The 11,371-nt window shown below is 73.8% G+C and carries 13 protein-coding genes; 8 read left to right on the forward strand and 5 right to left on the reverse strand.

What is annotated here, in order from left to right; genetic code table 11:
- The 3 genes from ACWCSD_RS36570 to ACWCSD_RS36580 form a co-directional block, all read left to right on the forward strand.
- Positions 1-551: alpha/beta hydrolase (locus ACWCSD_RS36570; RefSeq protein ID WP_449921859.1), on the forward strand; the 551-nt coding region annotated here is incomplete at its 5' end.
- The gene (locus ACWCSD_RS36575; RefSeq protein ID WP_449921861.1) at positions 548-1,855 is read left to right on the forward strand and encodes a sensor histidine kinase; all 1,308 of its coding nucleotides are present in this window, start codon (positions 548-550) and stop codon (positions 1,853-1,855) included. The genes ACWCSD_RS36570 and ACWCSD_RS36575, both read left to right, overlap by 4 nt.
- On the forward strand, positions 1,852-2,523 hold the full coding sequence (locus ACWCSD_RS36580; protein ID WP_358297365.1) for a response regulator transcription factor: 672 nt from the start codon (positions 1,852-1,854) through the stop codon (positions 2,521-2,523). Before ACWCSD_RS36575 ends, ACWCSD_RS36580 begins: the two co-directional genes overlap by 4 nt.
- A gap of 2 nt (positions 2,524-2,525) precedes the next feature.
- Here the strand turns inward: ACWCSD_RS36580 and ACWCSD_RS36585 are convergent, their stop codons facing one another.
- The gene (locus ACWCSD_RS36585; RefSeq protein ID WP_449921864.1) at positions 2,526-2,831 is read right to left on the reverse strand and encodes an antibiotic biosynthesis monooxygenase family protein; all 306 of its coding nucleotides are present in this window, start codon (positions 2,829-2,831) and stop codon (positions 2,526-2,528) included.
- A gap of 31 nt (positions 2,832-2,862) precedes the next feature.
- Here ACWCSD_RS36585 and ACWCSD_RS36590 point away from each other — a divergent pair, with 31 nt between their 5' ends.
- Both ACWCSD_RS36590 and ACWCSD_RS36595 read left to right on the forward strand, forming a co-directional pair.
- Positions 2,863-3,447 carry a TetR/AcrR family transcriptional regulator gene (locus ACWCSD_RS36590; protein WP_397157619.1) on the forward strand — a complete coding sequence of 195 codons (585 nt, stop codon included), beginning with the start codon at positions 2,863-2,865 and terminating at the stop codon, positions 3,445-3,447.
- A gap of 167 nt (positions 3,448-3,614) precedes the next feature.
- Entirely contained in the window at positions 3,615-4,358 is a 744-nt protein-coding gene (locus ACWCSD_RS36595; RefSeq protein ID WP_397157617.1) for an SDR family oxidoreductase, read from the forward strand.
- 21 nt (positions 4,359-4,379) lie between these two features.
- Here ACWCSD_RS36595 and ACWCSD_RS36600 read toward each other — a convergent pair whose 3' ends face one another.
- Positions 4,380-5,870, reverse strand: a complete 1,491-nt coding sequence (locus ACWCSD_RS36600) for an FAD-dependent oxidoreductase (protein ID WP_449921866.1) — start codon at positions 5,868-5,870, stop codon at positions 4,380-4,382.
- 47 nt (positions 5,871-5,917) lie between these two features.
- Here ACWCSD_RS36600 and ACWCSD_RS36605 point away from each other — a divergent pair, with 47 nt between their 5' ends.
- The 3 genes from ACWCSD_RS36605 (at position 5,918) to ACWCSD_RS36615 (ending at position 9,867) form a co-directional block, all read left to right on the forward strand.
- Positions 5,918-6,574 carry a TetR/AcrR family transcriptional regulator gene (locus ACWCSD_RS36605; protein WP_358297351.1) on the forward strand — a complete coding sequence of 219 codons (657 nt, stop codon included), beginning with the start codon at positions 5,918-5,920 and terminating at the stop codon, positions 6,572-6,574.
- A gap of 78 nt (positions 6,575-6,652) precedes the next feature.
- Entirely contained in the window at positions 6,653-9,040 is a 2,388-nt protein-coding gene (locus ACWCSD_RS36610) for an ATP-binding cassette domain-containing protein (protein ID WP_449921869.1), read from the forward strand.
- On the forward strand, positions 9,037-9,867 hold the full coding sequence (locus ACWCSD_RS36615; protein ID WP_449921871.1) for a sugar nucleotide-binding protein: 831 nt from the start codon (positions 9,037-9,039) through the stop codon (positions 9,865-9,867). The genes ACWCSD_RS36610 and ACWCSD_RS36615 overlap by 4 nt, the downstream gene beginning before the upstream one ends.
- Positions 9,868-9,878: 11 nt before the next feature.
- Here ACWCSD_RS36615 and ACWCSD_RS36620 read toward each other — a convergent pair whose 3' ends face one another.
- The 3 genes from ACWCSD_RS36620 to ACWCSD_RS36630 form a co-directional block, all read right to left on the reverse strand.
- Positions 9,879-10,292 carry a VOC family protein gene (locus ACWCSD_RS36620; protein ID WP_449921872.1) on the reverse strand — a complete coding sequence of 138 codons (414 nt, stop codon included), beginning with the start codon at positions 10,290-10,292 and terminating at the stop codon, positions 9,879-9,881.
- A gap of 77 nt (positions 10,293-10,369) precedes the next feature.
- Positions 10,370-10,918 carry a copper chaperone PCu(A)C gene (locus tag ACWCSD_RS36625; protein ID WP_397157609.1) on the reverse strand — a complete coding sequence of 183 codons (549 nt, stop codon included), beginning with the start codon at positions 10,916-10,918 and terminating at the stop codon, positions 10,370-10,372.
- Positions 10,919-11,048: 130 nt separating this feature from the next.
- On the reverse strand, positions 11,049-11,371 hold a 323-nt coding region (locus tag ACWCSD_RS36630; RefSeq protein ID WP_449921875.1), incomplete at its 5' end, for a hypothetical protein.

Consider the following 11,371-nt stretch of genomic DNA (forward strand, 5'->3'; position numbering starts at 1 on the left):
GGTCGGCCGTGATCGCCTGGCTCGGGTACGCCACCCCGAGCAGCGTGAGCCTCCAGGCGCTGACCCTCGACCGCGCCGACCGGGCCGCCCCCGCCCTGCGCGCCTTCCTGGACGAGCTGCGCGCCCTCCGCCCCGGCGCGCGCGTCTCGCTGCTGTGCCACTCCTACGGCTCGACGGTGTGCGGCCGGGCCGCGCCGGGGCTGGACGTGGCCGCCCTCGTCCTGTTCGGCAGCCCCGGGGCGGGCGTGGCCGACGCCGCGGCGCTGCGCACCCGGACGCCGGTGTGGGCCGCGCGCACGGCCGGGGACTGGGTCGGCCGGCTGCCGCACGCGTCCGTCGAGCTGCCGTCCGGCACCCTGGGGCTGGGCGCGGACCCGGTCGCGCCCGGGTTCGGGGCGCGGGTGTTCGACGCGGGCGGCGGCGGCCACAGCGACTACCTGGCGGCCGGATCGACGGCGCTGACGAACCTCGCGCGGATCGTGATCGGCTCACCCGTAAGCTGGATCAAGGGTGCAAGCCAGGACAGAACGAACGTGGGCGAGGGCGGATGAGCAGGCTGCGCAAGGCCCTCGCCACGCTGGGCGCGGACCTGGGGACCATGGCCCCCGACCCCCTGCCGCGGATGGGCGGCCCGCGCGCCCTGTCCCGGCTCCCGCACGTCGCCGTCGCCCTGTACGCGCTGGCCATGGGCCTGTACCCGGGCGGGGAGGGCATCGACCCGACCGTCCCGCTGCTGGCCATGGCCATGGCGGCGGCCATGGTGCTGGCGATGTGGCGCCCGCTGGCCGCCTGGTGGGCGACGATCGTCCTCATGGTCGCCGGGGCGCGGTCGGGCATGGTGTACGTGTCGGAGCACCTGAGCCTGCCCTGGACGGTGCATCCCGAGACGTTCGAGCGGCGGCCCTTCCCGCACGCCGACCCGACCGCCTTCCCGTGGACGGGCTCGGGCGTCGCCCTGCAGGCCGGCGTGCTGTTCCTGCTGGCGCTGCGGGTACGCCCCGGCGTCGCCGTCAAGGCGCTGGCGATCACCACGCTGACCGTGGTGGCGATCGTGGTGCTCATGCCGGAGGCCAACGGGGGCGGGCTGGGCGCCACCGCCCTGCTGGCCGACGCGGTCGCGGTCGCCGTCGGGGCCGGGGTGCGCCAGCTGAGGACGACCCGTACCCGGCTGGAGGCCCAGGAGGAGCTGACGGCCGAGGAACGGGCCCGCCGCACGCTGCTGGAGGAGCGCAGCAGGATCGCCCGCGAGCTGCACGACGTCGTCGCCCACCACATGTCGGTGATCTCCATCCAGGCCCAGGTCGCGCCGCACCTGGTGGACGACCCGCCGCAGGAGCTGAGGGAGAACCTGGCCGGCATCCGGGAGAACGCCGTCGAGGCGCTGACCGAGCTGCGCCGGGTCCTGGGCGTGCTGCGCGCGCAGGACCAGCCCGCCGACGCGCCGCAGCCCACGCTCGACCGGCTGGAGGAGCTGCTGGCCAACGTGCGCGGCGCGGGCGTCACGCTCACCGCCGAGATCGCCGGGCAGGCGCGCCCGCTGTCGCCGGGGGTGGAGCTGTCGGCGTACCGGATCGTGCAGGAGGCGCTCAGCAACGCCATGCGGCACGCCCCCGGCGCGGCGGTGGCGGTCCGGCTGACGTACCGGCCCGGCGCCCTGGCGATCCGGGTCGTCAACGAGCCGCCCGCCAGGCCGGCGCGGTCCTCGCCGGGCGCCGGGCACGGGCTGCTCGGCATGCGCGAGCGCGCCGCCATGCTGGGCGGCGACCTCGTCGCCGGGCCCACGCCGGACGGCGGCTACGAGGTCAGCGTGTTCCTGCCGGTCGACTCGCAGAAAGGCGTTCAGGCCACCTCATGACGAGCATCCGCGTGCTCATCGCCGACGACCAGGTCATGGTCCGCCAGGGCTTCACCGTGCTGCTCAACGCCGAGCCCGGCATCGAGGTCGTGGGCCAGGCGGTCAACGGGCTCGACGCCGTCGCCAAGGTCGCCGAGCTGGACCCCGACGTGGTCCTCATGGACGTGCGCATGCCCGAGCTCGGCGGCATCGAGGCCACCCGCCGGATCGCCGCCCGTCCGGACGCGTCGGCGAAGGTGCTCGTGCTGACCACGTTCGACCTCGACGACTACGTCTACGAGGCGCTGCGCGCCGGGGCGTCCGGCTTCCTGCTCAAGGACGCCTCGGCGGCCGAGCTGGCCCACGCGGTGCGGGTGGTGGCCACCGGCGACGCGCTGCTGGCCCCGAACGTCACCAAGCGCCTGATCGCCGAGTTCGCCCGGGTGAGCCGCGCGCCGCGGGCGCCGCTCAAGGAGCGCGTGGGCGACCTGACCGAGCGCGAGACCGAGGTGCTGGCGCTGATCGCGCAGGGCCTGTCGAACGCCGAGATCGCCGAGCGCCTGGTGATCGCCGAGCAGACGGTCAAGACCCACGTGAGCCGGATCCTGGTCAAGCTCGGGCTGCGCGACCGCACCCAGGCGGCGGTCTTCGCGTACGAGACGGGGCTGGTCCGTCCCTCGGGCTACTGACCTCAGGCGGCGGCCAGCCGGACGATCTCGCGCGGCCGGGCCTCGCGCTCGTCGAAGGCCACGTCGACGTCGGCGGCGCCGAGCGCGGCCAGCGACGCGGCGAACGCCTCGTCCGACTCCCAGCGCACGATGGACACCACCGCCTCCGCCGACAGCCAGCACTCCGCCGACAGGCAGCCGGGCATGTTCCGGAACGCCTCGGCCACCTTGCGCACCCGCTCGACGAACTCCTCCCGGTGCGCGGCGTGCGGGTAGTGCGTGGCGATCATGGCGACGTGCACGGGGCTCTCCTCTGTGTTGCTCAACATAGAATACGATTGATAGCACAGAGGAGGTGGCGTGACAACGCGACGGGAACAGACCAGCAACGAGAGCCGCGAGCTCATCCTCAACGCGGCGGCCGAGCTGTTCGCCGAGAAGGGCTACCGGCAGACCACGTTCCACGACGTGGCCGCCCGGTCGGGCATCAGCCGCGGGTCCATCCCGTGGCACTTCGGCGGCAAGGAGGGCCTGCTGCTGGCCGTGCTCGAACGGTCGGTGGCCAGGGTGCGCGACGGCCTCGCCGACGCCCCCGAGGGCGAGCCGGACTTCGGGCCGTTCGACCAGGGCGTCGGCGCGATGTTCGCCCTGCCGACCACCAAGCTGTTCGTCACCCTGCTGGTCGAGGCGCTGGAGCCCGGCTCGCCCATCCGCGACCGCTACGTCGAGATCCACGACACGCTGCGCGACCACTGCAGGCGCTGGCTCGAACGCCTGCCGCTGCCGCCGGGCCTGCCGGCGGAGCCGCTGGCCGTCGCGCTCATCGGCGCCGGCATCGGCATCCACCAGCAGTGGCTGGTCGCCCCCGAGCGCGTCGACGCCGGCGCGGCCCTGGCCGCCCTGCGCGCCCTGGTCGCCGGGGTGCTGCCGCCCGCGCACGACTGACCGCGGGCGCGGGCCGCCCTCCTCGCCGCCCCGGCCGTACGGACATGACAGGACATCGCCGGGTAATGGAGGCGTCACGACGGGTGCCGCCGGGCCGCCGGCTGGACATGACATCAGCCGGCGACCGGACGGCACACGAGGTGCCCCGGGCGATGAGGGAGGTCGTTATGAAGGTTGTCGTGGTCGGCGGGACCGGCCTGATCGGGTCGAAGCTCGTGCGCAGGCTGGCCGGAGAGGGGCACGAGGCGGTCGCCGCGTCCCCGAGCACCGGCGTCGACACCCTCACGGGGGAGGGGCTGGCCGAGGCCCTGGAGGGCGCGCGGGTCGTGGTGGACGTCTCCAACTCGCCGTCGTTCGAGCGGAGCGCGGTGCTGGAGTTCTTCGAGACCTCCACCCGCAACCTGCTGGCCGCCGGGGCGGCGGCGGGCGTCGGCCACCACGTCGCGCTGTCGGTCGTGGGCACCGAGCGCATGCCCGACAACGGCTACTTCGCCGCGAAGATCGCCCAGGAGCGGCTGATCGAGAAGTCGGGCCTGCCGTACTCGCTGGTGCACGCGACGCAGTTCTTCGAGTTCGTGCGGGGCATCGCCGACGAGTCGGCCGCCGACGGCGTGGTGCGCATCGCACCGGTGCTGTTCCGGCCCGTCGCGGGCGACGACGTCGCGGCGGCGCTCGCCCGGGTCGCGCTCGGGACGCCCCTGAACGGCCGGACCGAGGTCGCCGGCCCCGAGCAGTACCGGATGGACGAGTTCTTCCGCGACGCGCTGGCCGGCCTCGGCGACCCGCGCGAGGTGGTCACCGACGAGCACGCCCGCTACTTCGGCAGCGAGCTGACCGAGCGCTCGCTGGTGCCCGGCGACGACGCCGCGCTGGGCCGGACCACGTACCAGGACTGGGCGGCCGGCGAGTAGGGCGCGCTCAGAACCAGGCGGTCAGAACCAGGCGGCCAGCGCCTCCTCCAGCGCGGCGTCCGGCGCGTCGCCGGCCCAGGCGACGACGCCGTCCGGCCGGACCAGCAGGCCGCCGAAGTCGCGGACGTCCGCCGGCTTGGCCGCCAGCACCGGCACCCGCGGGTCGGCCGCCAGACCGGCCCCGAGGTCCAGCAGCAGCCCGCGCCCCTCGTGCAGGTGGTCGCCGACCCGGGTGCCGTCGGGCAGCTCCAGGTCAGGGACGCTCCGGCCGACCAGCGGGTGGCCGCCGGGCAACTCGTAGCGGTGCCAGACGCCGGAGAGCCGCTTGACGAAGTACGTGGTGCCCGCGGTGGTGTCGATCAGGTCGGACACGACGGCCCGCAGCGCCCGGGAGCGGGCCTCCGGCCGCATGAGCTCCACCTGGGCGCGGGTCCAGTCGAGCACCCACGCGCCGATGGGGTGGCGCTCGGCGGTGTAGGTGTCCAGCAGCGCCTCGGGCGAGCGGCCCCGGACGACGGCGGCCAGCTTCCAGCCGAGGTTGACGGCGTCGCCGATGCCCAGGTTGAGCCCCTGACCGCCGAAGGGCGAGTGGACGTGCGCCGCGTCGCCGGCCAGCAGGACCCGGCCGAGCCGGTAGGTGGTGGCCTGGCGGGCGTTGTCGGTGAAGCGGGTGGCCGTCCTGACGCCGGTGACGGTGACGTCCACGCCGGAGACGGCCCGCAGGCTGGCCTGCAGCTCCTCGGCGGTGACCGGCGCGGTGCGGTCCTCCGGCGGCCCGTCGAACTCCACGGTCAGGATGCGGCCGGGGGTCGGCCCGTTGGCGTAGGTGCCGGTGTCGGTGTGCGTCCAGCCGGTGCCGAGCTCCTCGCCGCCCTCCATCGTCACGACGGCCTGGTGGCCGGTGATCTGCGGGGGCGTGCCGGGGAAGTCGAAGCCGGCCAGGCGGCGCACGGTGCTGCGGCCGCCGTCGCAGCCCACCAGCCACCCGCAGCGGAACTCCCGCTCGCCGGCCCGCACGACCACTCCGTCGGCGGAGGGCTCGAAGCCGGTCAGCTCCACGCCGCGCAGCACGTCCGCGCCGAGCTCGGCGGCCCGTTCGCCGAGCACCCGCTCGATGTCCTGCTGCCGGATGCCGCTCAGGCGGGCGGCCGGCCCGCGGTCGGCGAAGTCGGGGTCGCTCTCGTCCACCCGGTCGGTCAGCAGCCACAGCCCGGCGAAATGCCCGGCGAAGGCCGACATCTTGGGCTGCCCGGCCGCCGCCGCGCCGCCCCGCTGGGCCATGAACGCCTGGACCGCCTTCATGGTCTCGGCCTGGGCCTCCTCCAGCACCGGGAGCAGCCCGCGCCGGTAGAAGGCCTCGGCGGTGGGCGTGTTGATCGAGCCGGCCTTGACCGTCTGGTCGATGTCGGTCAGCCGCTCCAGCACCGCCACGCGCACGTCGTGCAGCCGCAGCTCGCAGGCGAGCATCAGGCCGACGGGGCCGCCACCGGAAATGATCACGTCGTAGTCCATGGCGAAAACTATACCCGACTAAATTTTAAGTGCGATACACTTTTTTCGTGAAAGAGACTCCATCGCTCCGCGAACGCAAGAAGGCCGAGACCCGCAGGCGCATCTCCGACCACGGCTCGATGTTGTTCTACGAACGCGGCTTCGACGAGGTGACCATCGGCGAGATCGCCGAGGCGGCGGACGTCTCCAAGGTGACGGTGTTCAACTACTTCCCCCGCAAGGAGGACATCTTCTTCGACCGCGTCCCCGAGCTGGTCGACCTGGTCACCGGCACCGTCCGGGGCCGCCGGGCGGGCGAGCCGGTGCTGTCCGCGCTGCGGGACATGCTCGTCCGGCACGCGCGCGAGGGCCACCCGCTCGGCGGGGTCGACGACCGGTTCGTGCACTTCTTCCGGGTGGTGGCCGGCTCCGCGGCGCTGCGGGCGCGCGCCAGGGAGATCGCCGACGAGCTGGAGGCCGTGCTCGCGGCCCTGATCGACGAGTCCGGCGAGGGGCTGCCCGGCCGGTTGACCGCGGCGCTGCTCGTCGGCGCCTTCCGCTCGGCCTTCCTGGCCACCGCGGCCCGCCAACTGGCCGGGGAACGGGCCGCCGACGTGCTTCCCGACCACGTCGCGGCGCTCGACCTGGCGTTCGACGTGCTGGCGCGGGGGCTGGCGCCCACCCGGTCAGGATCGGAGAAGCATCCACCCCGCGACCGGCATTAACGTGAGGCCGTACCCGCGTGGCCGGCCGGATTCGGCCCGGCGACGCCTACGGGGGCCCGCGCGAGAGATGGAGAGACGATGAGCACGCACACGCCGCCCGAGCGGCAGATCGCCGACAGCCACGATCTGATCCGCGTCCACGGCGCGCGCGAGAACAACCTCAAGGACATCAGCGTCGAGCTCCCCAAGCGCCGGCTGACGGTGTTCACCGGCGTGTCCGGGTCGGGCAAGAGCTCGCTGGTGTTCGCCACCATCGCCGCCGAGTCGCAGCGGCTGATCAACGAGACCTACAGCACGTTCGTCCAGGGGTTCATGCCGACGCTGGCGCGGCCCGAGGTCGACGTCCTGGAGGGGCTGACCACCGCGATCATCGTCGACCAGCAGCGGATGGGCGCCGACCCCCGCTCCACCGTCGGCACCGCCACCGACGCCAACGCCATGCTGCGCATCCTGTTCAGCCGGCTCGGCCGGCCGCACATCGGCTCGCCCAACGCCTACTCCTTCAACGTGCCCTCGGTCCGCGCCAGCGGCGCGATCACCGTCGAGCGCGGCTCCAGCAAGACGGTCCGGCAGAGCTTCACCCGCCTGGGCGGCATGTGCCCCAAGTGCGAGGGCCGCGGCACGGTCTCCGACATCGACCTCACCCAGCTCTACGACGACTCCAAGTCGCTGGCCGACGGCGCCTTCACCATCCCCGGCTGGAAGTCCGACAGCTTCTGGACCGTGCGCGTCTACGCCGAGTCGGGGCTGCTCGACCCCCACAAGCCGATCCGCGACTTCACCGAGCAGGAGATGCGGGACTTCCTCCACCGGGAGCCGACCAAGGTCAAGGTCGAGGGCGTCAACCTCACCTACGAGGGCCTGATCCCGAAGATCCAGAAGACCTTCCTGTCGAAGGACAAGGAGGGCATGCAGCCGCACATCCGCGCCTTCGTCGAGCGGGCGGTCACCTTCACCACCTGCCCCGAGTGCGACGGCACCCGGCTCAGCCCGGAGGCCCGGTCCTCGAAGATCGACGGCGTCAGCATCGCCGACGCGTGCCGGATGCAGATCACCGACCTGGCCGAGTGGATCCGCGCCCTCGACCAGCCGTCCGTGGCCCCGCTGCTGACCACGCTGGGCCGTACGCTCGACTCCTTCGTCGAGATCGGGCTGGGCTACCTGTCGCTCGACCGGCCGGCCGGCACGCTGTCGGGCGGCGAGGCGCAGCGCGTCAAGATGATCCGCCACCTCGGCTCCTCCCTCACCGACACCACCTACGTCTTCGACGAGCCCACCATCGGCCTGCACCCCCACGACATCCAGCGGATGAACGGCCTGCTGGTCAGGCTGCGCGACAAGGGCAACACCGTGCTCGTCGTCGAGCACAAGCCGGAGGCCATCGCCATCGCCGACCACGTCGTGGATCTCGGCCCCGGCGCCGGCACGGAGGGCGGCACGGTCTGCTTCGAGGGCACCGTCGAGGGGCTGCGGGCCAGCGGCACCGTCACCGGCCGCCACCTCGACGACCGGGCCCGGCTGAAGGACGAGGTGCGCAAGCCCACCGGCGCCCTGGAGATCCGCGGGGCGAACAAGCACAATCTTCGTGACGTGGACGTCGACATCCCGCTCGGGGTGCTGGTCGTCGTCACCGGCGTGGCCGGCTCCGGCAAGAGCTCGCTGGTGCACGGGTCCATACCGGCCGGCGCGGGCGTGGTGTCGATCGACCAGAGCCCGATCCGCGGCTCGCGGCGGAGCAACCCGGCGACCTACACCGGCCTGCTCGACCCCATCCGCAAGGCGTTCGCCAAGGCCAACGGCGTCAAGCCGGCCCTGTTCAGCGCCAACTCCGAGGGCGCCTGCCCCAACTGCAACGGCGCCGGCGTCCTCTACACCGACCTGGGCGTGATGGCCGGCGTCGCCACCGTCTGCGACGAGTGCGAGGGCAGGCGCTTCCAGGCCGAGGTGCTGGAGTACCGCCTGGGCGGCCGGAACATCAGCGAGGTGCTGGCGATGCCGGTGACCGAGGCCGAGGAGTTCTTCGGCGCGGGCGAGGCGCGCACCCCGGCCGCGCACGCCATCCTCGGCCGGCTCGCCGACGTCGGGCTCGGCTACCTCAGCCTCGGCCAGCCGCTCACCACGCTGTCCGGCGGCGAGCGGCAGCGGCTCAAGCTGGCCACCCAGATGGCCGAGAAGAGCGGCGACGTCTACGTGCTCGACGAGCCCACCACCGGCCTGCACCTCGCCGACGTCGAGCAGCTGCTCGGCCTGCTGGACCGACTGGTCGACGGCGGCAAGTCGGTGATCGTCATCGAGCACCACCAGGCGGTCATGGCACACGCCGACTGGATCGTCGACCTCGGCCCCGGAGCCGGTCACGACGGCGGCCGGGTCGTCTTCGAGGGCACCCCCGCCGACCTCGTCGCCGCCCGCTCCACCCTGACCGGCCAGCACCTGGCGGCCTACGTCGGCGGCACGTCCGCATGAGGCTGCTCGTCGTCGGCGGCAGCGGCTTCCTGGGCGCCGAACTCGTCCGGCAGGGCGTGGCGGCCGGGCACGAGGTGACCGCGACCTGCCACACCCGCCCGGGGGAGGCGGCCGGCGTCACCTGGGCGCCGCTCGACGTGCGCCGGCGCGCCGAGGTCGAGGCGCTGGTCGCCGCGGTCCGGCCGGCGGCGGTGGTCAACGCCGCCTTCCGGCAGCACGACTGGGCGACCACGGCCACCGGCGCCGCGAACGTCGCCCTGGCCGCCGCCGCGGCGGGCAGCCGCCTGGCGCACGTCTCCAGCGACACGGTCTTCTCCGGCGCGGCGGTCCGCTACGACGAGACGTGCCTCCCCGACCCGATCACCCCGTACGGCGCGGCCAAGGCGGCCGCCGAGACCGTCGTGGCCGCGGTCGCGCCGGACGCGGTGATCGCCAGGACGTCGCTGATCATCGGCGACGGCGGCTCGTCGCACGAGGCACTGGTGCACGCCCTGGCCACCGGCACGAGGCAGGGCGTGCTGTTCACCGACGACGTGCGATGCCCGGTGCACGTCGCCGACCTCGCCGCGGCCCTGCTGGAGCTGGCCGCCGAAGGGCCGCCCGGCGTCCGCCACGTCGCCGGGGCCGACGCGGTGAGCCGGTACGAGCTGGGCCTGCTCGTCGCCCGCCGCGACGGGCTCGACCCGGCCCGGCTCCCGGCGGGCCGGCGCGCGGACTCGGGCGTGCCCGGCCCGCTCGACGTGCGCCTCGACTGCGCCGCCACCCAGCGGCTGCTGCGCACCAGGCTGCGCGGCGCGCGCCGGTTCCTCGACCCGGCCCGCCCCTGACCTTGCCCGGCTCAGAGCCGCTGGTTGATGCGGATCAGGTTGCCCGCCGGGTCCCGCACGGCGCAGTCGCGCACCCCGTACGGCTGCTCGGCCGGCTCCTGGACGATCTCCGCGCCGTTCGCCGCCAGCCGGTCGAAGACGGCGTCGAGGTCGTCGGTCGACAGGTTGATGCCGGCGAAGGTGCCCTTGGCCATCATCTCGACGATGGTGCGGCGCTCGTCCTCGGTGATGCCGCAGCCGTCGGGGACCGGCGGCTGGAGCACGATCGACGTGCCGGGCTGGCCCGCGGGGCCGACCGTGATCCAGCGTTTCCCGTCGTAGCCGACGTCGCCGCGCACCTCGAAGCCGAGGGCGTCGCGGTAGAAGGCGAGGGAGGCGTCCGGGTCGTCGTGGGGGAGGTAGCTGGAGTGGATGGTGATGTCCATGCCGGTCACGCTAGTTCCGCCGGTCCGGACGACGCTTCTCGATTCCTGACCGCCGTCCGTCCGCGCTTCCGGTGGCCTCAGCTGTGGCCCGGGACGGGGGTGCCGGCGCCCCGCTCCAGCGGCAGCACCGGGATGCGCAGGGTGGTCGTGCCGGTGGTCAGGCGGAAGGTGACGTCGATCGGCGTGGCCCCGAGCGGGCGGTCGATGTCGAGGATCTCCAGGTGCGGACGGCTCTGCCCCTCCTGCAGCGAGACGGTCGAGCGGGCCGGGACGGTCACGTTGACCTCCTCCTGCGCCGCCCCCGGCCCCGCCCGGTAGACGACCTTCCTGGCGTGCACGGTGCTGACGCCGTCGAGCTTCTGGGGCTGGTCGCTCTCGTTGACCAGCGTCAGGTAGAGGCCGAGGTCGTCGCCCGGCTTCTGCTGTTCCACGGACGGGGCCAGGATGTGGACGTGCAACAGCCGCATCGCCCCCACCTGCCCGTCGACCAGCCCCTCCCGGGCCGTGCCCTGCGGAAGGGGCGACTCCCGCTGCCCCGGGTTGCAGGCCGGCAGCAGCGCCAGCACGCACAGGGCCGACAGGAAGGGCAGCAGCATCGCGCGCGGGCCCCGTGGTGATGTCCTCATGTTCGTGCCTTCGTGTGGTGTGAGGCCGGTGACGAGGCCACAGCGCGGGCCCGCTCGCACGAGCGCCGCCTGCGGGGGGTTGACCGCAACCACGATGTACCCCCTTGACCGGCCCCCATGCCGGACCCGCCTACCCGCCGGAGTCGCGGTAGAAGCTCAGACCGGCGTGCTCGGGATCGGTGTAGACCTTCACCGTCCCGTCCGGGTACGCGGCGAACGGCAGGACGACGCCGTCGGGGCACGGGTGCAGGAACATCAATGTCGGCCCCACGACGACGAACGAGCGGGCCTGCGGCGTGGCGTGCTCGGCGCCGTGCTCGGCCCGCCACCGGGCCACCCGGTCGGCCGCGCCCGGCTGCCTGGCGACGTCCTCCACCTTCCCGATCAGGTCCTCGATGGCGACCTGGTCGAGGATCTCGACCTGCACCTGCTGCGGTTCCCCCATGCCGTTCT

This window comes from Nonomuraea sp. NPDC001684 (assembly GCF_053596515.1).